Source organism: Streptomyces sp. PH10-H1 (assembly GCF_030063355.1).
In the GTDB taxonomy this organism is placed as follows: domain Bacteria; phylum Actinomycetota; class Actinomycetes; order Streptomycetales; family Streptomycetaceae; genus Actinacidiphila.
In genome coordinates, this window is record NZ_JASISZ010000054.1 from 38,781 (window position 1) to 60,502 (window position 21,722).

Genomic DNA, 21,722 nt, shown 5'->3' on the forward strand with positions numbered 1-21,722 from the left:
CGGAAACCTCCCGCGGAAGCTTTCTCCAAAGCAGCCGAACGACAAGCGGAACGACAACAGGCACCCCCTCCACCGGTGGAGGGGGTGCCATGGACGAGCGGGGTCCCGGCCATCGGCCGGGGTTTCCGTCAGCGGATCGGCATGCCCGACAGGGTGCGGGCGATGACCAGCCGCTGGATCTCGCTGGTGCCCTCGAAGATCGTGTAGATGTCAGACGGCACCTACTGGCCGCATGGTGGATGATCCGTCACTCCCCAGCCGACCAGCCCAGAGCGCAATCCCTAGGGCGTTGGTCCGGGTCGAGTAGGCGCCCATCCGGATTCGACCGGCAAGATCATCGCCCAGGAACATCCCAAATCCCGATCCATCTCCCAGATCCTCCGGACATGCACGCGCCCCGGTCTGCCGTCGCAGACCGGGGCGCGCAAGTGCCGAACTCCCGCGAAGGGGCTCACGCACAACACGGAGAGCCCGGCACGTCTTTGGGTGCCTTACCTAACTAGTCCAACGAGCACACCTGTCCGATGGTTACGTCACTCGTTCGAGTGAACATACGTTCGAATTTCTCGCAGGGGTTAGGGCCTCGCCGCTGACGTCCACGAGGCGCTGCGTTCGGCGGGCAGTTGTTCTACGGGTCGTGCGGGCCCCGGCCGATCGCCTCAGGTAGTGCTCATGCTCGATCGCGGCCAGAAAATGCGTCCAGCCAGGTACTGACACATAATCGCCACCAATCGACCGTGTGTCGAGTGCCTGACGATCATCAACCTGACTGGCTGACCGCCCGCCGCATCGCCATCGGCGAGAGCATCCGTACCGCCCGCCGGCATAAGCGAATGTCGCAAGACGCGCTGGCCACAGCCGTGGGACTGGACCGGCGGTCGATCCAGCGCGTCGAGCGGGCGGAGACCGACCCGCGGTTGACGTGGCTGCTGCGTATCGCCATGTCGCTCGACATACCTCTCTCCGATCTCGTCAGGGAGCATGAGCTCTCTGACCGGCCGCGTAACGGTGACGTAACAGCGGGTCCGCAACAGGGACCCTAGATGCATATGCCATCCAGGCGCTAGAGAGCGGTTGCTGCTGTCTGGTGACACCTGGGTTGCGGTCTCGCACCCCCCGCGTGAAGGGCCGCCGCCCTCGGGGGCGTACATGTGGCGGCCCAGTCTCACGCCGCCGACACGGGCTGACGCACCGGTGCAACGGCAGGCCGCCCGTTGACCCGCTTGCCTTCACGACCTCCTTCGGGAGTAGCCGACCACGTTGGCGCATCACGCAACGGTTGCGTGATGAGGGATGCTACTGGCATACGCCTGTCAGGCACATGCATCTTGCATGAACACCCTGTGCACCCCCCGCACCCCCCGCGTGAAGGGCCGCCGTCCGGGGGGGTTTGCGGACGACGGCCCCGTCTCATGAGTGGATCAGCCCGTACAGGCCGCTACCGCCGATGAGGACGGCGATGAACGCGAGGAACCCGATCACGGGCGGGGCGGCCAGGCAGCAGGAACGGTCAGGCATGGTGTGACCGTGGCGCGAACGGCTCCCGGTCGGTGTAGCGCGGGTTGCCGTCGGTGTCGGTCGGATGGTCCGCGAAGGCGACGATCCGGTAGGCGACCTTGCACGTGTCGCAGGCGTAGATCGGGCGGCCGGGGCCGGAGGCGACCTCGACGACGCCGACCATGACGCGGTCGTCCCCCGTCAGTTCGGTCTTGCACCAGGGGCACCAGGCGCGCATCACGAAGCGACCTTGTGGCAGTCGCAACCGCACCGGGTCCGTAGCACGGGAGGCTCGCCGGGGGGCGCACCGTAGGCGTAGACGTCGGCGTTGCCGGGGCAGTACCCGTGGAACTCCGGGGTTGCCTTCGCCGCGAGGCACACCTTGGTGATGGCAGCAACTGGGGCGCTCATGATGCTGCCCGACGCGGTCCGAGCGCGTTGTCGATCGCGGCCTGCAGTAGGCCGGCGTTGGTGAGATAGTCACCGTCGGGTGTCGGCGGTGTCCGCCAGCGGAGGCGGTCGATACCGGGTGTGCCGGCGTGGCGGCCGATGCCCGGGATCGCGACGTAGGTGCTGGTGCCCAGGACGGCGATGTCGTGCGCGGCCGGGACGCGCAGATCGTCGGCGGTGCCGTGGGCGACGAGAAGGTACATACAGTGCCCGTCGTGGATGACCGCACCCGCCCCGTCGCCGAGAGCGTCCAGGACCCGGTTCGCCCAGAACCTGGGGATGCGAACGGCGTCCCAGCCGTGAACGCCGGCAGGGACTACGGCATGCCCCTGGGGCTCGGCGGGCAGCCAGTCCAAGCGCGGCTCCGTGTCGTGGTGCGGGTTCATGTGCGGGCCCCCGGTAGGTGGTGATCTGCCTACCCATCACGATTCCCTCTCCAGCCCCAGTCGTCACGGGCTGCGGTGTCCAAGATTTCCGGACAGCCCACACGCGCCCCGACCTGCGCTAACCACCATCGGCCGGGCGGGAATTGGACAGTTGGACACCCTATGACCCGGACGTGTCCGCCCCGACCGGGTGACACCGGCGCTACGGTGAGCGCCACGCCACCGCACGACGGGGACCGCCATGACCTCACACCCCAAGCCCGGAGCCCGCGCCGAACGCGACGCCCTGCGCACCGAGATGCTCACCACCGGATGCACCACCGCGGAGATCTGCACCGAGATGCGGACCCGGTGGACGATGCGCCCCCGCGAAGCCTGGCGGCACGCCCACGGCTGGAGCCTCCAGGACGCCGCGAACCGCATCAACGACCTGGCCGCCGGGCGCCGTGAGGTGGTTGCAGCAGACGCGAGCCTGCTCGGCAAGTGGGAGAAGTGGCCGTCCACCGCCGGCCGCCGGCCATCGCTCGCCGTTCTCGCGCTACTGGCGGACCTGTACGGCTGCGACGTTGAGGCGCTCCTCGACCTGGAGGACCGGCGCGCCCTGCCCGAGAGTGACCTGCGGATCCTGCGCCGCACCAGCACGGCAGTGACCACGGACCGCCCGGCCGCACCGCATGTCGCCGAGCCGCCGCCTGCCGTCACCGGAACGGAGACGGTGCTGGCCGCAGCCGCTGAGTCCGCAACCTGGGCACAGTGGGCGGAGACCACGAACGTCGGCGACATCGCCCTCGAGCAGCTCGGCGCCGACGTGCGGACCCTCGCAACGGAGTACCTGACCGGTGACGCCGTCGAGCTCTTCCGCCGAGCTCGGGTGCTCCGCGACCAAGTCTTCCGGCTCCTCGAAGGCCACCAGCCGCCGCGGCAGTCCGCTGACCTGTACGTGTCCGCCGGATACCTGTGCGGTCTCCTCGCCTGGATGTCATCGGATCTGGGTCACATGCCCGCCGCCGACACCCAAGGCCGCACGGCGTGGTTGTGCGCGGAGATGGCAGGTCACGACGGGCTCCGCGCCTGGGTCGCCTCGACCCGCTCGAAGGTTGCGTTCTGGGACGGCCGCCTGCGGGACGCCATCACGCACGCCCGTCGCGGTGCCACCTACCAGCCGGCCGGAACCGTTGGTGCTTTGCTGGCCTGCCAGGAGGCGGACGCCTGGTCGAAGCTGGGGGCTGCGGACGAGACGCAGAACGCGTTGCGCCGGGCGGTCGCCGCACGGGAGTCCATGTCTGGCGGGGACGACATCGGCGGGATCTTCTCGTGCCCGCAGGCCCGCCAGGAGAACTACGCCGCCGGCGCGCACATCCGGGTGGGGTTGTACGGCGACGCGCTGGAGGAGACGACAAGCGCCCTGGCCCACCTGGCACAACAGCCCGTCCGGGCATACGGCACTGAGGCGCAGATCCACATCAGCCGGGCCATGGCCCACGTCGGCGGCGGCGAGGCGGAGGGTGCGATGGAGGCCCTGTTGCCGGTGCTGCAACTGCGGCCTGAGCAGCGGCTGGAGACCGTCGTCGGGCGGATGCGGGACCTGGGGGCGATGATGGCCAGCGGCCCCGGTTCCCGCGGTGCAGCCAGCGTCGCGGCCCGCACGCTGCTGGCTGATTGGTGCATGGATTCTGCGCCGCGTCATCTTGCGCTCTCGTCAGGGGATGCCGGTCCCTGATTGGATCTCCGGATGACGACTCCCGAGATCATGCGGAATCACTGGTGGTGGCGGCCCGGGTGGGAGCCCGGTCGGAGGTTCTACACCTGGCATCTGACGTTCAAGGGGCAGGACGACGTCCACCGGCTGGCTGCGGCGTACCGTGCCGGGCTCGCCGGGGTGGACGGGCTGACGCTCATCCCGGACGAGTGGCTGCACCTGACCATGCAGGGCATCAACTTCGTCGGCGAGGTCGACGAGCAGGTGGTGCAGCAGGTCGTGGAGGCTGCGCGGGTGCGGCTCGCTGCGGTCCCGGCGTTCGACGTGACGATCGGCCCGGCGATCCTGGACCCGGAGGCGATCCTGCTGAACGTGGCCACCGATGGACCGGTGCGGGCGGTGCGGGATGCGATCCGGGCGGGCATCGGCGACGTCCTCGGCGAGGTGCCCGAGAAGGCGGGCGGGTTCACGCCGCACGTGTCCGTGGCGTACAGCGCCGGGGACGGTCCGGCCGCACCGATTGCCGCCGCCCTCGACGGGCTTCACGTGCAGCCGGCCACGGCGCGGATCACGTCGGCGGAGCTGATCGTGCTGCACCGCGATAACTACATGTACGAGTGGGAGAGCTTCGCGCGGGTGCCACTCGGCTGACCTGATCCATCCGGGCCTCGTCCGTGGCGCGCGGGCGGGTGCCATCCCCAGGCGAGAGGGACAGTCATGGTCACGATCGGGCAGGCGACTGAGGGCGACGCGGAGACGATCGCAGAGATGCTCGTCGAGACCGAGACGTACTACGGGGCCACGGACATCCCGCAGGCCGCCGACCTGGTTGCGCAGGTCCACAACGCCCTGTTCGGCGAACGGCCGATGGCGACCGTCCTCCTCGCCAGCGACGGCGAACAGGTGGTCGGCCTGGCCTCGTACACGTTCTTGTGGCCGGCCGCCGGCGCGGACGCGTCCCTGTACTTGAAGGAGATGTTCGTCCTCGAGAGCGCCCGCCGCCGCGGTGTGGCCGGGGCTTTCATGGCCGCCCTCCGGTCGGTGGCGGAGGAGGCCGGGTGCTCGCGGGTGGAGTGGACTGCAGACCGGGACAACCCGCCGGCGCTCGCCTTCTATGAGGCGTTCGGTGCGGAGCGGCGGGACGGGAAAGTCTTCTACCGCTGGGAGTCGTAGGCGCCGTCATATGCCGTTCACCACCGCGTTCTTCCCGCTGTCACAGCGGCCGCTTAGACTTGCGATCATGCCCCCCACCCCTCCGCCCGGCCCTGCCGCGCCGTCTGCCGCTGAGGCGAACGATGCGTTGCGCCGATATGCGGCGGGCCGGATCGCGTGGGGCCCCCGGGAGTTGGCGGAGCTGGCCCGGCTACGGGCGGCGTACCTCGCAGCGGTGCGGGCCGGGCTGGTCGAGGCGGCGTAGGTGGACCGTCCGGGACGCGGAGCCCGGACGGCCCGGTTGGAGGCTGCACCCGCAGCTGGTGCCCGTGCACAGGGCGCTGCGTCCGCGAGATGGGCATGCTCGCCCACTTACAGCGTAGCGGCTGGTACGGCGCGGGGATGTTGTGCAGGCGGCGTCAGCTACGGGCGCCACTCGGCGAGGTAGTCGGGGTGGTCGAAGCAGGGCACGGCTAGCAGCTTCACGAAGCGTAGGGCGGTCAGGAGTCGTACAGACCCCTCGATGGAGTGCGGCGTATTTGCCAACTCCACACGCTGGGCAAGCGCCTGGTCGTACTCGTCGAGCATCCGCCGCTTGACGTCGACCTCGGCCAGCACCCGCGCCGGGTCGTGCCGGGCCACGTGCGTCGCGGTCGCAGCGGTCATCGACAGCGTGCACGACGCCTCGCGGTCCCAGAGCCCCACGTTGTCGGCGGCGCGCACAAGCCCGACGCCGTCAACACCCTCGCGCTGGTTGGTGTAGCTGCCCTCCCCAACGTCCTCGTACCAAGGCGCGGGATCAGTGGCGTGCGCCAGACGCGCCACCTCCGCGTCCTCGGCGAGCCGGGCCCGCAGGAACTCCACCAGGTCGTCGCTCACGCCGCGCTCCTCCCGCCGCGTCCGCTGTACCAGGGCAATGCCAGCCCGTCGCCTGCCGCACGGGGCACCAGGTGCAGATGCAGATGGAACACGGACTGGGTGGCCGCCCGGCCGCGCGAGGTGATGATGTTCGCCGGATTGGTCCCATCAGCAAGCTCGGCGGCCCGGCGCATCGTGGCGGCCGACACGTCCGGGTCCTCGCTGAAGTCAGCGACGTGCACTTTCGGGATGATCAGCAGGTGGCCGTCCACGACAGGCCCAAGCGGGACGATAGCGAGCGCGTCCGGCCACTCGCGGACGATCGTGGCAGGCGCACGGCCAGCAACGATCTCGCAGAACGGGCAAGCGGCCATGGGGTCCTCCGAGGTTGTGCCCCGGTCCTCAACGACCGGGGCGGCCCGACCGCAGCCAGCGGGAATGGGATGAGCCCAGGGTACGGGGCGGCGCTGACAACGGCGGGCGGGTGGACGGTCCCCCGTTGACGCGAGGGACCGAACCGACGAACCTCAGGCCAGCGAGGTGTACGCCCTGGTATCGGCCGGGTCAGGCCGCGAGCGCGCGGGTGACCGTCAGCGTGAGTTCGGCGTCCACCAGGTGGCTCCACTCGGTGAGCGACAGGTGCACCCCGTCATCGGCGGCGTCCTCCGCGCGCAGGCACAGCCTGCCCACCATCCGGTTGAGCTTCTTCAGCTCGGAGACCGTCAGATAGTTCTTCGCGACCTTCCGGTGGCGGCTCTTCGCGCTGGGCTCCGGCTTGCCCTCCTCGCGACCGGGCCAGTGGCACAGAGCCCGCGCGTTCTTGATCTCCACGGCGTCCATGCCGGTCAGGTGCCGGTACAGCTTGTTCTGCATGCAGGCGAAGAACTTGCTCGTCGCCTTGCTGCTGGGCGCGTAGTCGGGGGCGTTCTCCGCCATCATGTCGCGGAAGGTGCGGTAGTCGACCATCTCGCGGGCCCTGGCCAGGGCGGTGTGGCGGATCTCCTCGCTGGTGAGCGACCCGAGCTCCGCCTCGCGGGCGAGGACTGCGAAGTAGACGCGGGCGCGGGCGACGGCTTCCTTGGTGTCGTCGCCGGCCATCGCGACCAGGTAGGCACCGAAGCGCGTCAGGCGGTAGCTGGCCAGCTTCTGGGTTCCCCAGCGGCCCCCATCACTTCCCCATGTGGTGAAGTGATGTCCTGCCTGCTCGGGGCCCTGGACGAGGGCGAGGGAGTTCCTGGCCTTGATGATGACCTCGTCGAACTTCTCCCACCGGGAGTACTCCATGAGGGGCTGCATCTCGCGGGCGTCCCAGTATTCGCGGCCGAAGGTGTCGGTTCGGCGGATCGCGTCGAAAGGGCTGACCCCGCTGTTGACCCTGGGCGCGGGGAAGTTACTGTTGGGTGTAACCACTGAGGACCTTCTTTCCTCTGGTTCTGCCTCCGGCGGCTGACACCGTGCGGGGGCATACCTCTGTCCCTGTCGGATCGAACGATGATCCGGCTGCCACAACATTACGCCGCGTTAGTGACTCCTTGTGCGGTTGCGCGGGGCGCAAGTCGTGCGTGAGGGGCGCGAGTTCAGAGGTTCACGCTCCCATATGGCTACCCAGCGTGCACATGTCAGCAATCTGCCCCCGCCGCGCCACTCCCGGCTCAAGGCATTATTATCGAACACATGAACGACTCCGCCGACCCCGACAGCCTCCCCGAGCAGCAGACCGGCGTCGGCCCCCAAGCGCGCCTCACCCTCCCCGACGGCCAGGGCATCGACGCCGAGGTCATCCGGCGGGAACGGGACAGCGCCGGGGTGTGGTGGTACACGCTGCGCATTGACCTGCCGTCGCGGGTCGACACCCCCACCGGATCGCACGTCGAGCCGCGCACCGTCGAAGTCTCCGGCCGGTACCCGGACGAGGTGCAGCCCATCGCGGGCGAGGACTACAGCGGGCTCGACCCGCAGGCAGTCGGGCCGGCGGGGAGTGTCATCCTCGTGCAGCGGCGGTGGCGGGCGGACGTCGGCGACCTGCTCCTTCACCGGGATGACTGCTGGGTCGCGACGAACGCCAAGGACGCCGTCGGGATACGGGAAGCGGCCAGGCTGCTGGCCGGCGGGGCGGTGGCGTGCGATGTGTGCCGGCCGGAAGTGGGGCTGCGGGGGTAGGGCAAATCCATGGTTGGTGAAACCCTAGGCTTGACAGAAGTGCAAGCCTAGGGTTTACTTGTGTTCATCGACAGGGGGAGGACCCGATGAACACCACCGCCGCAGCCACCGAAGCCCACGTCACCACCGCCACCATCCGCACCTGGGCACGGCGCGGGGTCATCGCCGCCACGAAGACCTCCGGCCGCTGGATCATCGACGCCACCTCCCTCGCCCACCGCATCGCCATCGGCGCCCGCCGCAAGACCATCAAGGCGGTCGCAGTCATCGCCGACCTCACCACGGACTACATCGAGGTCGTCATGGACAGCGCCTACCACGCAGCCGACGTCCGCTCCCTCGCCGGACTCCACAAGCTCCTCACCGACGTCAAGACCCGCAACATCGCCGCGATCATGGGCAACATCGACCCCGCCCGCGTCCACCTCGACGACGCCCAGTGGGCCCAGCTCGCCAAGCAGGTCAGCCTCCAGGCCGGCGGAGTCCTCGCCGAACACTGACCGCCCACCGCCCACCAACCGCCAGGAGACACACCGTGGGACTGACCATCGACTGGACCGAGTACGACAACCTCTCCGACAAGGAGCGCTACGACGCCGCCGGAGACCTCATCGACCAGGTAAAAGCCGCCGTGTCCGCCAAGCGGGCTGCAATCGCCGACGACCTGGGAGCCGCCCACGGCGACGTCCGGGCCGCCGACATCCTCGGGATCTCCCGCCAGCGCGTCGGCCAGCTCAGGACCCGCCACCAGCAGACCGTAGCTCAGGCCGACCCGCAATCTACCGAGATCGCCAGCATCATCCACGGGCGAACCGTCCACGACTACGACCTCCTCGACGAGGTCATGGCGGGCGGGGAGTACAGCCGCACCGAGGCCCACGAGGCGATCCACGCCATGCTCGCCGACCTCATCGACCTCGACGGCGAAGATGAGGTCATCCTCGGCCGCAGGCCCGTCAAACCCGGACTGCTGGAGGCGAATCCGCGCGACCTGGACGTCTACTACTGGCTAACAATCAGCGGAGACGCTGCGCAGACCATCCGTGAAGTACTCACCCCGGGCGAGGCCGACCAGACCGCAGACCACGCAAGCGCCTGACCCCGGATCCGTCGAAGCCCCCACGGTGTAAGTGGGGGCTTCGACGGATCCCCGCACAGGCGGGGAGCAGCGTGCACCTTAGAGAATCCAAAGGAACATCCCCGCAGAAGCAGGGAGAGCCTCCGCTTGCGCGGGAGTGGAATCACCCTGCCACACGCCACCGATGACGCGCAGCAGAACGCCCCGGCCTGCAGCAGACCGGGGCGATGCAGCTCCGGGGGCCTCAACCACCTCAAGGGCGGCGGATCCGTTCCCACGGTTCCGACCATCCCGGCAGTAGCGGCTGGCTGCCCGGACCTGGACCCAGCATTTGACCACGGTGCTGCGCTCGTGGCACCAGCCGCCAGGGACAGTGTGGCAGGCGGATCGACTACACCCAGGGCCACTTCGCGTCGCGGCCCCGGCTGAGCAGGTCGATCATCGTGAACAGCTTGTCGGAAAACCCCCCGATCTCATACCGGTTCACCTGCGAACTGTCGATGGTGGCCTGCGCATAGCCCGTGGTGTTGATGCCGAACATCGGCACGTTCGCCGGGATTGCCTCCGACACAGACATGCTCGCCCTTGCCGGGCGCCCCCAGGTGCTGGACCTGGCCCACCCGTAGCCCGGGTGCGCGAACGCCTGCATGTCCGACACGATCACCACCCGGTCATGGCCCTTGAACGATGCCTGCAGCGCGGCGACCGTCTCCGTGCCGTGCCCCACCTCGCCGATCCGCTGGCAGAATGCCTCCGCCTGCTTCAGGACGCTCCCCGCCCGGGTCAGCGGGTGCTGGAACACGCCGTCCGCGTACCCGACGAGGTCCACCGAGCAGCCCCGCGTTGCGAGCGCCACGGCAAAGAGGGCGCCCACGTCCACGTGCCGGACCTGGGACTTCGCCGACACCGTGTTGCGCATCGACGCGGACGTGTCCACCAAGACCAGCGTGCGGCCCGGCAGCTCCGGAATGTTCGCCGTCGCCGCGGCCAGCGCCTGCTCCAGGGCATGACCCCACCGGAGAGAAGGGGCCGCCCGGTACGCGGAGAGGAACCGGAACGGGAACTGCCGCGACCGGCCAACCTCCACCGGATCGGCCAACCGCGCGCAGACCGTCGCCGCGACACCGTCCGACACCTTCGCCTCGTCGAAGTTCCGCAGGTTCCGGGTCAGCGCCATCAAACCCATGTGCGGGATCATCGCCGACCAGGCCGCCGCATCCATAGCGCCCAGACTCGACAGCTGCTCCCACGTCATCCCCGCAGCCTTCAGCCGCTCCGGATCCTCCAAAAACCATGCGCGCCGCTCAGCCTCCGGCATGGTCGCCGCCGCACGGTACGCGGACAGGATCGGCAGGCGGTCCGTGACCCGCACGACCTCGCGCTTCCACCGGCGGTCCGCCAGGTAGTCGAACAGGTCCGCCTGCCACGACCCCGCCGGCTCCGGCTTCGCCAGTGCGACCACGTCCGCCATCCGCCACGGCGACGCCGACCCGTCGTACTTGAGCGCCGACCGCTCCGTGTACAGGCGCGCGACAGCGTCTGCGACACCGCGCTGCACGCCGCCGGGTAGCGTCTTCTTACCGGTGCGCTGCTTCCAGTAGGCGATGAACTCCGCCGGCTCGTCCGCGCGCAGCATCGCGTCGGCGACCATCTTCCGCACCGGGATCGTCGCCTCCTGCGCGGTGCCGTCCTTGCGGGCCAGTGCGGACTCTGCGGCCATGACGATCGCGGCGGACCGCATGTTCATCTCGCCCCGCAGATACGGCACGAACGAGGCGACCCAGTCCGGGTCCTGCAGCGTCGCAGCCCGGACCAGGTCACGGAACCGCTGATCGCGGGCGCCCGCGCTCTCGTAGAAGGTGTTCTCGCCGACCATGTTGACGGCCGCGAACAGGAACAGGTCAGACTTGGCGTCGCGAGTGAACGCGGCCCCGCCCTCAAAGGTGGTGGTCGTCCCGGTTGTGGTCACAGGACTGGTCGCGGCGGTCTGCGCGGAAGTGAACTTGCCCATGGCGGTCTCCTCGGTTGAGGGTTCCGGGCCGACGGACAGACTGCTGGACGCCGCGAGTACGAATCGCAAGACCTACGTGCCCACCTCCTGCGAGGTGACGCTCTAGGCCGCTGAGCGGACAGCCCCCGAAGAGGCCGACGGGATTCGAACCCGCGTGCTGCTGGATGCAGAAGTAGGGCCTTGCTGCGCTTCGCGGCGTCTATGCAGTTGTCGGCCCGGCCGCGAGGCGACCGGATCGGGGCGAGCAACTGGACACAGGAGGCGGGCGAGTACCAGACGTTCGAGCTACGAAGCGCTCTGCCTGATTGAGCTACCACCGCCGAAGCGGTGGACGGGATTTGAACCCGCAACCACTCGATCCATATTCGAAGTAGGCCCGAACTGCGCTTCGCCCGCCACCTGTATCCAGTTGTCCCCCCGAAGGGTGCTGCGAGTACCTGGCGCCCTGGGACTGTCTTTGCAAGGAAGTAACCCGGGGCTTCGCTTCGCGGCACCGCCAATGTACATCCCAACACCGACAACACCGCAAGGATTTGACGCTCAGTGACGGCGGACACAGCGAAATCGCCCCCGCCACCTGCACAAGGCAGGCAGCGGGGGCGAGGTCAAACGGTCAGCAGGCGAGGGTGAGTGGTGGCCGCCAGATGCCGCCATCGCCAGGAGTCCCGGTGGGGGTGCCCATGGTCAGCGGCACGAACAGTGACCCGGCGTTGGTCTCGTTCCGGTCGCCGGTCCACAGGTCGATGCCCTGGTACGCCTGCCCGTCGAGGACGGACACCGTGCGGGGCTGGCCGCCGCAGGAGTTCGCGGAGATGTCACGGCGCGCGGCGACCGGGAGGCCGGCGGCGGCGAGGTTGGTCGGGGCAGTCCACGGCCCGTACAGCGTTGGCGAGGTCATATAGCCGGTGGCGACCCCGGCGCAGTACCCGCACTGTGGATCACTGAACGTCCCCACGTACTGGTTGGTTGCCGCATCCCACCAGCCGCCCGGGCCTTCCACCACGCCCAGGTTCGCCATGTTGCGGACGCCGACCCCGGTGCCGTTCACACCCCACTTGTCGAGCTCCTCGATACTCAGCCCCACACCGGACGGGAGGCTGCACACGATCGCCGGACGGCCGCCGGGCGTCCCGGAGTTGATGATCCCGAAGTCGCCGTTACCGATACAGATCGTCAGTGACGGCTTGGTGTACGAGCCGTAAGGGGGGCCGGCGGACGGACCACACGGGCCGGTCGGAGAATTGCAGCCGAGGGCGTTGTACGCATTTGCGTGGGAACGGGAGTAGTCGGCGGGCGAGTTGAACCAGAGGATGAACACCCCATCGTTCATGCCCCACCCGGACCGCTGCACCATATGTCCGTTAAAGCAACCTTGTGCCGAACCGTCCCCGCACTCCGCCTGCCACGTCGTCCCCGTCCACGGGTCGATGTCCGACGGCGAGAACAAGGTCACCGGCGTCGACCACGGGCCCGCCAGCGACGGGGCCGTGGATACGCCGAACCCGCACCACGGTGACGCGATCTGCCACTTGAAACCGCACTTGTACTGCGTCCCGTACAGGTAGTACGTGCTGCCGAACTTGCTCAGGGAGCCGTCATGCAGGTCGAGCGACGTCGGGACCTGGAACGCCACCGGCGCCACAACGGCCTGCGACGCGGGCGCTCCACCACCGAGCAGCATCGCGGCGGAGAGGACCAGGGCGGCGAGCAGGGCGCGTATGCGGGTCACGGCGCCTCCAAATCGGGGGTCGTCGTGAAGGGTTGGCGGGCTACGCGGTCTCGATGACCGGGCCGGGGAATGGGGTGGCCACGGGCGGGCCGGCGTCGCGGAGGAACTCCCAGCCGTCCCGGGCGTACCGGTCGAGCAGCCACGCAGGGTAGGTGACGGAATGGATTCCCCGGGTTGGGGATCTGTGGTGCAGGTCGCAGATGATCATCAAGCCTCCCTCCCCTTCGGCGTAGTTCAGGAAGTCCTCGTCGCTGTGGATGTTCGCCTGCGGGAAGTCCTGTGCGACCTTCTGCCAGTCCACCTCATTGAGGCCAGCGAACTCCGCGATCGCGTGATGCGCCTCCAACTGCTTCGCACCCTCGCAGCGGTGCCCGGAAGGCAGCCCCGCCTTGATCTGCGCGAGGGTCGCCCCGCCGATCCAGCAGCCCACCCCCAGCACGTGAATGAGGTGGTGCTGCGCGTGGTGGAACACCCGGTAGTGCGGGTCCTCCTCGCGCGGGGCGTGCGGCGGATACGCCACAACCTCGTGAAGGGTGCGCCGCTCGAAATGCGCCTCGGGCTCAGTCATCCGGGCGCTCCCTTCGTGCTCGGGTCGGCCGCGCCGATGGCGGCCACGGTCTGGGCGTGCTGACGGTCGGCGCGGCGGCGGATCAACAGGTGATGCACGGCAAACGCGGGCGTGATGATGACGACCTGCGCCTCGATGTTGCCGCCGACCTCATCCCACCGGTACGCGACCAGGTAGTACGACAGCGCCACCAGGCCGGCAGTGGACACGATCCATACGGCGCGTTTCATAGCAGCTTCCGGTAGCTGGAACTCGCGGCCAGGAGCCCGACGCCGAGCAGGCCGCGGCGGGCCGGAGACGGCGGCGGCGGCGCGGGTGTGGGCTGGTTCGCGGTGCACGTATAGCGGGGCGCGGCCGGATCGAAGCCTGCCGCCGGCGAGCACGTGTACGTGATGCCCGCGGCGTCCGTGTACGTCCAGCCGGCAGGCGGGGCGCCGTTGGAGCCGTCGCGGCCGTCCTTGCCGGCCGACCCTTGGTCGCCCTTGGGCCCGGGGACGGTGGAGTCTGCGCCGGGGGCGCCCGCACGTCCGGTCGGGCCGGGCACGGTGGAATCCCGGCCGGGTGCTCCGGGTGGTCCGGCCACGGTCGAGTTTTTGCCCGGCGCCCCGGGGGATCCGGTCGGGCCAGGGATGGTCGAATCCCGTCCGGGAATGCCCTGTTCACCGCGAGGCCCCGTCACCGCAGGCCCCGGTTCCCCGCGCGATCCCGGCGGCCCGGCAACCGGCGAGGCGCCCAAGCCCTGCACCTGCCGGGCGAGTTGGTCCCTAGCGTGGTTGGAGGTGTCCAGGTCGTGGTGCAGGCCCACGACCTGCACGGCCAGCCACGCCATGAACGCCACCAGGAGCACGGCGGTGGCCGCGATGACGATCTCGGCGCGCGGGAGGCGCAGCGGCTGCGGGCGCTTCGCTACATTCTTTGCGTCGCTCACCGCACCACCGCCCAGATCGCTACAGCCGAGGTCAGCAGCCCCATGAGGACGGGGACGACCATCTGGTACAAACGTGCCTGGCGCTCCCGCTCGCGGCGTGTCGCCTGATCCCGCTGGTACTGCTCGAACGCGGCCTCCAGTTGGTCGCGTTCGGCGCGGATCTGCTGGATTTCCGCCTGCATCTGCGCGAACCGCTCGGACGTGTGTCCGGCCGTCGTCGTGTACAGCAGGCTCGGCACGTACTCGGTGAACCTCGCGTTCACCATGTCCAGGCGGCGATCCCAGGTCTGGATGAGCCGCCCCAGCTCGCCAGTGGACGGCTCATCCGGCATGGGGGCCTCCGGTGATGCAGTGGATCAGGAGTGGAGGGTCAGGCTGTGGGCGGCGGGGTGAGCGGCGCCCGCGGGCTGTGCTTCGCTCCCCAGGAGGCGATGAACGTGATCGCGGTGGGGACCAGCGACAACACGAACGGGGCGAGCGCGCCGGGCATCCAGCCCACGAGAGAGCTGTTGTCCTGCACGGCGGTGAGGCTGGCGAGGAGACCGGTGCTGGCGAGGTACGCGGCGGCGGTGGCCGCGGTGACCTTGGTTTCGACAGGGGCGTTAGCCATGGCGGATTCCGTTTCTGGGAGGAGAGGGCTGCTACTTGGAGCGGAGGCCGTAGGCAGTCTCATATGCGTACCGCCAGGTCAGCGGCCCGCACAGGCCATCAGCCGGGCCGAGCGCGGACAGGTAGTGCTGCTGGAGCGCGGCGACCTTCTGCAGGTCGATCTGCGCCATGGTGCGGGACGGGCCGACCCGGTAGCGGGGCCCCCAGTCGCCGCGCGCCAGCCACGTCTGCAGCTCCAGCGCGAACGCGTTCGAGGCTCCGAGCACGAACTTGTCGCGGCCCGGGAATGCGGGCGCGCCCGGTGTCGGGGACGGCTCCGGAGCCCACCGGTACGAGGCGACGGCCTTACCGCCGCGCGGGTCCTTGGGGTCAGCGGTCGGCGGGCACACACCGTCGGGGAAGTGCGGGGCGAGATAGCCGACGACCTTGGCGGCCCGCCGCGGCGTCTCGTGCGACCAGACGCCGTTGCCCTGACCGTTGTCGGAGGAGCCGGTCTGGATGCTGTTGCCACCCTTGGTGTAGACGGTGTCCGCGTCGAAGCCGATGACCGTCTCCGTGTGACCGCCGTCGTTGAGGTTCACCCACGCGCCGACGGACGGATACTCGGACCACTGGCCGTGGGACTTCGCCCAGTCGGAGAACACACCGACGTTGTCGACCTTCGGCACGATCGCATCGAGGCCCACGTCGTGGTACATGTCCCAGTCGAAGATCACGCACCAGCTAACGCCGTTCTCCCCGAACTCCCGGCCGAAGGCGGTGTCGTTGTCCCAGCCGTCGACCGAGTTCCAGTGCTCGTAGATCCGCTCCGGGACCCCGACCACGTGATCGAGGAGCTTCTTCCACTGCGGTACGGACATAGCCCCTCCAGGGCATGAGAAAAGCCCCGACGCTGCGGGGCTGGAAGGTGGGTGGGGCGACGGTCAGTTCTTGACCCACTTGCAGGTCAGGGCGCAGGCCGCTTCGCCGTTGCTTTGGGTGTTGAGGTTGCCGCCGCTGGACTGGTAACCCCAGATCTCGATGTAGTCACCGACAGCGCACTGCACGCTCGTGAAAGCGCTCGCCGTCGTACCGGTCACGGAGCCGGCTGCGACGAGCCCTTCGCCGCCAGGGATCGCGACGTTGTTTTTGAACACGCGCACGCCGCGAATGCCCGTGCCGTTCGCCGCCCATGCCGTCACGGGGCTGAGTTCGTAGACGCCCGCGACGATGCAATTCCAGCGCTGCGTGTTGGTGACCGTGGAGTGGCCTCCGTCGAAGTCTTGCGTCTCCGTGTCAATGTTGATGAGCGCCCATGCGGCGTTGCCGATGAGCTGAACGCTGGTCTGGTAGCCAGCGAAGTACGGCACGTTGAGGAAGAACGCGACAGAGTCTCTGACCTGCGCGTTCTCCAACGCCGCGGTCGAGAACTGCCCCGGGGCGACAGTGGCGGTGACGGGCGCAAGGCGTGCCACAGCAGCCTCCGATCAGTAGGGAAGGCGGGGGCCGCTTTAGTAGGCGAAAGCCGAGGAATCGAACGCGCTCGAGGCGTCGAACGCCGTCGGGTCGGTGACCCCGGCCGGAAGCGGCTCGTTGATCAGGTCTCCTACGATGTGCGCCTTGGTGGTGGCTGCGGTCAGGGTGATGGTCGCGGTGGTCCAGCCCGACGACGTCGCGCCGACCGCGGAGACGGTGACGGTCTCCTGGTTCGCCGTGTTCTGGCCCAGGACCAGCTGCTGCCCTGAGCAGAGCTGGACCGCCAGCGGGTTGACAGTGTCCTGAGAGGCGTTGACGACGATCGAGCTCACACCCGACGCGATGGTGGCGTTCAGGGTGGTGTGCCAGGCGGCGAAAATGCCGTAGGGGGTGACGTCGGCAGGGGAGCACTGGAGGGTCCAATGCGCCTCGTTGCCGTCGTCCATGTCGACCTGGATCTGCTCAATGAAAGCCTCGACCTGGATGGCCGGCTCCCCCGGGGGGCGGCGCATGATCCGCACGCGGGTACCGAGCTCCAAGCTCAGGCAGGTGATCCACAGCGCTGGCATCGCGCTCGGGTGCAGCCGCAGGGTGGAGACGCGTTCGGTGGGCTGCTTGTACCGGCTGAGCAGGTAGGACGTGGCGTCCTGGCATTCCGCGACGCTGGTGGAGTTGACGGTGCGCGTCATGGTGCGGGGAAAGTAGTTCTTGATCGACGTGGCGTCCTGCGCGTTGAAGACCTGGCCGGTGGAGTCCTGGGTGACGGTGACGGTGTTCCCCAGGTGCGTGGAGTCGTAGTCGAAGGTGCAGTCCTCATACGGCCATTCGCCCAGGTCGGCCCGTTCCCCGAACGTATAGACGGGGGTGGTGGCGTTGTAGCGTGCGGAGCGGGCGCGGAACGTGATGGTCCCGGCCCGGTCGACGAAGTGCGCCCCGTTCTCGGTGTCCACGACTGCTTGCAGGGCGCTGACCGCGTCCTGGCCGTCCGTTTTGGCGGGGCCCATGGAGGTGGTCAGGCCGGTCTGGACGCTGGACGGGCCTATGTAGCCGGAGTAGCGCAGGATCCGCTGGTACCGGGCGTCCGTGCTCTCGCCCGTGCACGAGTTCTTCCAGGCGTTGTACAAGTTCGTGCAGTCGGTTCCGGTCAGGGCGGTCGGGAACTCGGCGACGAACGCCAGGTCGCCCTTGTAATTCCACGCCGAGCCGTTGCCGACGGTTGGGTCGATCCAGGCGCCGACGGAATCCGACACCAAGCCCGTGGGTTCCAGCAGCGGGTTGAAGCTGCCCCAGAAGGTGCTGGTCCCGTCCAGGTTGATGATGATCTGGGCGTTCGCGTGGGAGTACGAGGCGACGACCAGATGCCAGTTCGAGTCGGCCACGCTCGCGGTGGAAGGCTCGAATGCTGTCAAGTTGTTGGTGGGTCCGCTCATCATCAGCTGGAGGCGGCCGGTCGTCGGCACGATCTGCCAGTACAGGCGTGAGCCGCCGCCACGGGTACGGTCCAGGGACGACCACAGGATCGCCGCCGATGACGGCAGCGGGCCCGTGTAGCGGAACGCGAACATGCGCGTCCACGCGCCGGAGACGTTGGCGGGCCCGGTGATGCCCGCCCGCGTGAGGCTGATGAACGCCGCTCCGACCTGGAGGTTCGTGCCCGGGTTGGGGTTGTCGAACGTGGACACGGTCCCACCGCTACCGGTGTAGACGCCGTTGACCGGGTCGGCGGCCGTGACCGCGGTCCCGAAAACCTGCGAGCCGAGGCCGAATTTGCTGTGGTCCGTCGGGGCGGGCGGATATGCGCCCGTGGCGTCCGTCGCCCACTGCGCCCCGGCAGGGTCGTTGAGCGGGAAGAAGAAGCGGGGACTGTGGGAGTTGATCTCCATGGCGAGCGGGCCTTGCAACTGGCGTTGCGACAGCAGGCTCAGTGCGTCCCCAGCGGCGGGCTGCACCGTGCCATACGTGCCGCCCTTGGTCCACTGCTGGGGCCAGCGCTCCACGAACCCGGCGAACATCGGATACCAGATGCCCGGTTGCACCCAGGCCGAGGCGGAGGCGCTCTTCTCCAGCATCCAGCCGTCGACCTGCACGTTGCACGTGGTGCCGGGTGCGGCGATGACCCGGACTCCGGTGTACATCAGTGCGGCGGTCGCTCCGGCCATACCGGTAGCGGTGATCGTCGTCCAGGCGGCGGTGGGCGATCCGGTCAGCGTCGTCGTGGTGCCCAGGGTGCTGGACACTGACGCGTTGGCGGTGTTGGCCGTCTGGAAGTTCGCCGCGACCTGCACGCTGCTGGCGGCAGTGATGTTCCGGACGCGTAGCTGGACGGTGTAGGTCTGGCCGGGGATGACGCCAGGTTGCGGGGTGTAGCAGATCCAGAAGTTCGCGGTCGTCGTGGACGGCACCGAGAACTGCAGTACGTTTGCGCCCTGCCAGGCTGTGCCGGAGGCGACGATCTGCCCGGTCGTATCGGTCTGCGTGAAGATCGACGGCCCGGCGTTGCCTGCGTTGAGGGCGCCGAGCGGCTGGCCGCCCAGGTCCCCTCCCGTGGCCTGCACCTGCGTCAACATGTTGATCGTCGGCGGCCACTGGGCGCGCTTGCGGTACGGCTGAAACGGCACGATGTGGCCGGACCAGGGGCCGGCGGCGTTGACCGGGTCGAGGGAGCCGTCGTTGTTGACGAGAGTGGTGGTGTACTCGCCTGACCGGACCTGGTCCACCTCGTACTGGCGCCCGCGCTGCGAGGAGTTCGAACCCCGGGTGCGGTGGGTGACTTCGACGTAACGGTCCAATGGCGAGTCGCCGCCGTTGCAGTTCCAGTACGGCGCCCAGGCGTCCTCGACCAGCGGCCAGTTCATGTTGCGGGGCCCGCCCGACACCGTGTTGACGTGCGAGATCGCCGCGAACATCCCTGCCGGTTCGGTGCCCGTCACACCGGCCTGGAACGCCACGGTGACCGCAGTGGGCGACCAAGTGTAGGGCATCGTCGCCCGGGTCGTCCACGTCCAGCCGTCCGGTGACGTCTCCGCGTACCAGTTGGCGGAGGCTTCGCGCAGCCGCCACCAGCCGTGCTGGTAGGAGTCGTAGGCGGGCAGCGTGTAGGTGGTGGTGACGCCTGCGGACTGCGCGGTCGCGGTGAACACGCCACCGGTCCACGCGATGGTGGTGGAGTTGTTGGCGTCGAGGGTGAGTTTCATGACGGTGCGGGTGCTGCCGTTGCCGTTCTGGCAGACGGCGACCTGCGCGTACAGGGCTGACCCGGTCCCGTCGAATGGGCCGTTGGCGCCGAGGGTGTTGGTGGTGCCCGAGACCGTGGGGCAGGCGAGGATAGCGCGCTTGCTGACGGTGTCCAGGCTGACCGCGCCGCCGGTGGAACCGTTCCAGAGACTGCTGTTGAATGCGGCGTCCGTGAACGGGTCGATGAGTGATGCCAGTGCGGCCATGGCCTACCCCCTGCTCATCGGCGGTAGGGCTGGTAGGTCTTCGAATTGCGGCCGCCGAGGCGAAGCATCTGCTCCTCGACGACGTTCCGAAGGTCCCGGTCGGCGAGGACGGAGCCCGCGACGTGGACCGTCACGTGGTGATGGTGCACCTGACCCCCGCCGCCCCCGCCGATCGACAGGACGCCGAGGCCGCCGGAGGATCCGGCGACCGACAGGGCTGCCGCGCCGACGAGGCGGCTTGTTGCGTGGCCGACGCGTGCCGTGGATCCGGCGATGCCGTCTGCGAACATTGAGCCGAGTTTGGCGCCTGCCAGGTCCGGTCCCCCGGAGCCGGACAGCGGGCCGTGCTTTGCCGGGGAGTGGTTAAAGAAGCCGGAGACGTAGGACGTGATGTCACCCATGACGTTTCCGACGGCGCCGAACATGGACTTGATCCCGTCGATCAAACCTTGGATCAGGTTCTTTCCGGCGTCCCACAGGAGGGTTCCGAACCCGGACACCATGCCTTTGATGGTCGATATGCAGTCACCGAGGGCTTGGCTGACGAGTTTCTTCAAATCGCCCCAGACCTTCCCCCATTTCCCGGTGATAATGTCCAGAACGAGACCGATGGTATTCATCACAAGGTGCATCGCGGTTTTCACGACGCCTGAGACAAGCCCCCAGATGATTTTGGCTGTGTCCCAGATAATTCCCCAAGTAGTGCGCCAGGACGAGACGACAACGCTGAGCAGTCCCTTGAAGGCGTCCCACCAGACTTTCGCGGCGAGTTGTATGTATTTGAACATGAATTTCGCCGTGGTGATCACCTGTTGGCCGTGCTCGTGCCACCACGAGGTCAGGTCCGCGATCCGGTCTTTCACCCACGCGATCACATTCTGGTTGAACCATTTCACCGCCGTCTGCACGGCCTTGAAAGTTTTGTCCCAGGCGTCGATGAAAGTCTGCTTGTGCTGCCCCCACCAGGTCACCAGGGCGGCGATCACCTTCCGCGCGTTGGGGATGACCACGGTCGTAAACCAATGGATCACCTCACCGGCCACATGCCAGGCAGTCTTGAAAGCGCCCTTCAGGAACCGGCCGACATTGTCGACGATATTGCGGAACTTCTCGCAGTGCTGGTAGGCGTAGACGAGCGCACCACCGATAGCGATGATCGCCCCAGCAATCAGAATCTCCGGCCCGATCGCCGTAATGACCGCAGCGCCGAGCGCGATGACCGCCGCCACCAAGGTTGTTCCAATTGCCCCCGCCAGGGCCATGACAGCGCCCTTGTGGTCCGTCAGCCAGCCCACGCCCTTTTGGATCCAGCCGAGGAACTTCTCCACATACGGCATCAGCACCGTGCCGAGCTTGATGCCCAAATTCACGAGCGTCGCCTCGGTCTGCTTCAACTTGAAATTGAAGTTCTCCTGAGTCTTCTGCCAAGCGCTCTGGAAATTCCCCATATTGGAGGCGTTGCTGATATCCCCGAATTTTTTCTTCAGGCCGTCGAGGTTCGACATCAGCGTCATGATCGCCTTGTCGCTTCGGCCACCACCGAAGATCTTCGCCAGGACACTGTCGGCCTCCGTGCCGGACACCCCGGCCCGCTGCAGGCTGTCCTTGAGGTCCTTCAGCGCCACATACAGGCCGTCCGGCTGCTTCAGGTCCATGGCCAGCTTGTTCTGCGTGATGCCGGCCTTCTTCATGGCCTGCTCCA

General features: G+C 68.2%; 24 protein-coding genes. 8 read left to right on the top strand and 16 right to left on the bottom strand.

Translation table 11 applies throughout. The annotated features are described in order from the left end of the window. The first annotated feature begins 746 nt into the window (after window positions 1-746). On the top strand, window positions 747-1,043 hold the full coding sequence (locus QMK24_RS27855; RefSeq protein ID WP_283469553.1) for a helix-turn-helix transcriptional regulator: 297 nt from the start codon (window positions 747-749) through the stop codon (window positions 1,041-1,043). A gap of 467 nt (window positions 1,044-1,510) precedes the next feature. On the opposite strand, the gene QMK24_RS27860 is transcribed toward QMK24_RS27855, so the two are convergent. Together QMK24_RS27860 and QMK24_RS27865 are read right to left on the bottom strand one after the other, a co-directional pair. Continuing rightward, entirely contained in the window at window positions 1,511-1,735 is a 225-nt protein-coding gene (locus tag QMK24_RS27860; RefSeq protein WP_283469554.1) for a hypothetical protein, read from the bottom strand. Between the two features lie 169 nt (window positions 1,736-1,904). Then, window positions 1,905-2,333 (bottom strand): hypothetical protein, encoded by a 429-nt coding sequence (locus QMK24_RS27865; protein WP_283469555.1) that lies wholly within the window; start codon window positions 2,331-2,333, stop codon window positions 1,905-1,907. A gap of 241 nt (window positions 2,334-2,574) precedes the next feature. Here QMK24_RS27865 and QMK24_RS27870 point away from each other — a divergent pair, with 241 nt between their 5' ends. The 4 genes from QMK24_RS27870 to QMK24_RS27885 all read left to right on the top strand — a co-directional run bounded on the left by QMK24_RS27870 (window position 2,575) and on the right by QMK24_RS27885 (window position 5,449). Continuing rightward, window positions 2,575-4,053: an NsdA family TPR-like regulatory protein gene (locus QMK24_RS27870; RefSeq protein ID WP_283469556.1), complete on the top strand. Its 1,479-nt coding sequence runs from the start codon at window positions 2,575-2,577 to the stop codon at window positions 4,051-4,053. Window positions 4,054-4,065: 12 nt separating this feature from the next. Continuing rightward, window positions 4,066-4,683: a 2'-5' RNA ligase family protein gene (locus QMK24_RS27875; protein WP_283469557.1), complete on the top strand. Its 618-nt coding sequence runs from the start codon at window positions 4,066-4,068 to the stop codon at window positions 4,681-4,683. Window positions 4,684-4,749: 66 nt separating this feature from the next. Further along, entirely contained in the window at window positions 4,750-5,205 is a 456-nt protein-coding gene (locus QMK24_RS27880; RefSeq protein WP_283469558.1) for a GNAT family N-acetyltransferase, read from the top strand. 67 nt (window positions 5,206-5,272) lie between these two features. Beyond that, window positions 5,273-5,449 (top strand): hypothetical protein, encoded by a 177-nt coding sequence (locus tag QMK24_RS27885; RefSeq protein WP_283469559.1) that lies wholly within the window; start codon window positions 5,273-5,275, stop codon window positions 5,447-5,449. 158 nt (window positions 5,450-5,607) lie between these two features. On the opposite strand, the gene QMK24_RS27890 is transcribed toward QMK24_RS27885, so the two are convergent. From QMK24_RS27890 to rhuM, 3 genes are all read right to left on the bottom strand, one after another. After that, the gene (locus tag QMK24_RS27890; protein ID WP_283469560.1) at window positions 5,608-6,063 is read right to left on the bottom strand and encodes a DUF6221 family protein; all 456 of its coding nucleotides are present in this window, start codon (window positions 6,061-6,063) and stop codon (window positions 5,608-5,610) included. Next, window positions 6,060-6,416: an HIT family protein gene (locus tag QMK24_RS27895; RefSeq protein WP_283469561.1), complete on the bottom strand. Its 357-nt coding sequence runs from the start codon at window positions 6,414-6,416 to the stop codon at window positions 6,060-6,062. The genes QMK24_RS27890 and QMK24_RS27895 overlap by 4 nt, the downstream gene beginning before the upstream one ends. Before the next feature lie 190 nt (window positions 6,417-6,606). Beyond that, complete coding sequence (gene rhuM / locus QMK24_RS27900) at window positions 6,607-7,452, bottom strand: RhuM family protein (RefSeq protein ID WP_283469562.1); 846 nt, start codon at window positions 7,450-7,452, stop codon at window positions 6,607-6,609. Between the two features lie 264 nt (window positions 7,453-7,716). On the opposite strand from rhuM, the gene QMK24_RS27905 reads away from it, so the two are divergent. The 3 genes from QMK24_RS27905 to QMK24_RS27915 all read left to right on the top strand — a co-directional run bounded on the left by QMK24_RS27905 (window position 7,717) and on the right by QMK24_RS27915 (window position 9,301). Then, window positions 7,717-8,202 (top strand): DUF6233 domain-containing protein, encoded by a 486-nt coding sequence (locus tag QMK24_RS27905; RefSeq protein WP_283469563.1) that lies wholly within the window; start codon window positions 7,717-7,719, stop codon window positions 8,200-8,202. Between the two features lie 86 nt (window positions 8,203-8,288). Beyond that, a complete protein-coding gene (locus QMK24_RS27910) occupies window positions 8,289-8,702 on the top strand; it encodes a MerR family transcriptional regulator (RefSeq protein WP_283469564.1) in 414 nt (137 codons plus the stop codon). A 35-nt stretch (window positions 8,703-8,737) separates the two neighbouring features. Continuing rightward, window positions 8,738-9,301 carry a hypothetical protein gene (locus tag QMK24_RS27915; protein ID WP_283469565.1) on the top strand — a complete coding sequence of 188 codons (564 nt, stop codon included), beginning with the start codon at window positions 8,738-8,740 and terminating at the stop codon, window positions 9,299-9,301. 370 nt (window positions 9,302-9,671) lie between these two features. Here the strand turns inward: QMK24_RS27915 and QMK24_RS27920 are convergent, their stop codons facing one another. From QMK24_RS27920 to QMK24_RS27970, 11 genes are all read right to left on the bottom strand, one after another. Then, window positions 9,672-11,291 (bottom strand): TROVE domain-containing protein, encoded by a 1,620-nt coding sequence (locus QMK24_RS27920; protein WP_283469566.1) that lies wholly within the window; start codon window positions 11,289-11,291, stop codon window positions 9,672-9,674. 613 nt (window positions 11,292-11,904) lie between these two features. Then, a complete protein-coding gene (locus tag QMK24_RS27925) occupies window positions 11,905-13,020 on the bottom strand; it encodes a glycoside hydrolase family protein (protein WP_283469567.1) in 1,116 nt (371 codons plus the stop codon). Between the two features lie 40 nt (window positions 13,021-13,060). Next, the gene (locus QMK24_RS27930; protein WP_283469568.1) at window positions 13,061-13,588 is read right to left on the bottom strand and encodes a hypothetical protein; all 528 of its coding nucleotides are present in this window, start codon (window positions 13,586-13,588) and stop codon (window positions 13,061-13,063) included. Then, the gene (locus QMK24_RS27935) at window positions 13,585-13,818 is read right to left on the bottom strand and encodes a hypothetical protein (RefSeq protein ID WP_283469569.1); all 234 of its coding nucleotides are present in this window, start codon (window positions 13,816-13,818) and stop codon (window positions 13,585-13,587) included. Before QMK24_RS27935 ends, QMK24_RS27930 begins: the two co-directional genes overlap by 4 nt. Continuing rightward, on the bottom strand, window positions 13,815-14,516 hold the full coding sequence (locus QMK24_RS27940; protein WP_283469570.1) for a collagen-like domain-containing protein: 702 nt from the start codon (window positions 14,514-14,516) through the stop codon (window positions 13,815-13,817). The genes QMK24_RS27935 and QMK24_RS27940 overlap by 4 nt, the downstream gene beginning before the upstream one ends. After that, complete coding sequence (locus tag QMK24_RS27945) at window positions 14,513-14,848, bottom strand: hypothetical protein (RefSeq protein ID WP_283469571.1); 336 nt, start codon at window positions 14,846-14,848, stop codon at window positions 14,513-14,515. Before QMK24_RS27945 ends, QMK24_RS27940 begins: the two co-directional genes overlap by 4 nt. Before the next feature lie 38 nt (window positions 14,849-14,886). Next, complete coding sequence (locus tag QMK24_RS27950; protein ID WP_283469572.1) at window positions 14,887-15,126, bottom strand: holin; 240 nt, start codon at window positions 15,124-15,126, stop codon at window positions 14,887-14,889. Window positions 15,127-15,157: 31 nt separating this feature from the next. Continuing rightward, window positions 15,158-15,985: a hypothetical protein gene (locus tag QMK24_RS27955; protein ID WP_283469573.1), complete on the bottom strand. Its 828-nt coding sequence runs from the start codon at window positions 15,983-15,985 to the stop codon at window positions 15,158-15,160. 63 nt (window positions 15,986-16,048) lie between these two features. Next, entirely contained in the window at window positions 16,049-16,579 is a 531-nt protein-coding gene (locus QMK24_RS27960) for a hypothetical protein (RefSeq protein ID WP_283469574.1), read from the bottom strand. Window positions 16,580-16,615: 36 nt separating this feature from the next. Next, window positions 16,616-20,020 carry a hypothetical protein gene (locus QMK24_RS27965; protein WP_283469575.1) on the bottom strand — a complete coding sequence of 1,135 codons (3,405 nt, stop codon included), beginning with the start codon at window positions 20,018-20,020 and terminating at the stop codon, window positions 16,616-16,618. Between the two features lie 14 nt (window positions 20,021-20,034). Beyond that, on the bottom strand, window positions 20,035-21,722 hold a 1,688-nt coding region (locus QMK24_RS27970; protein ID WP_283469576.1), incomplete at its 5' end, for a phage tail tape measure protein.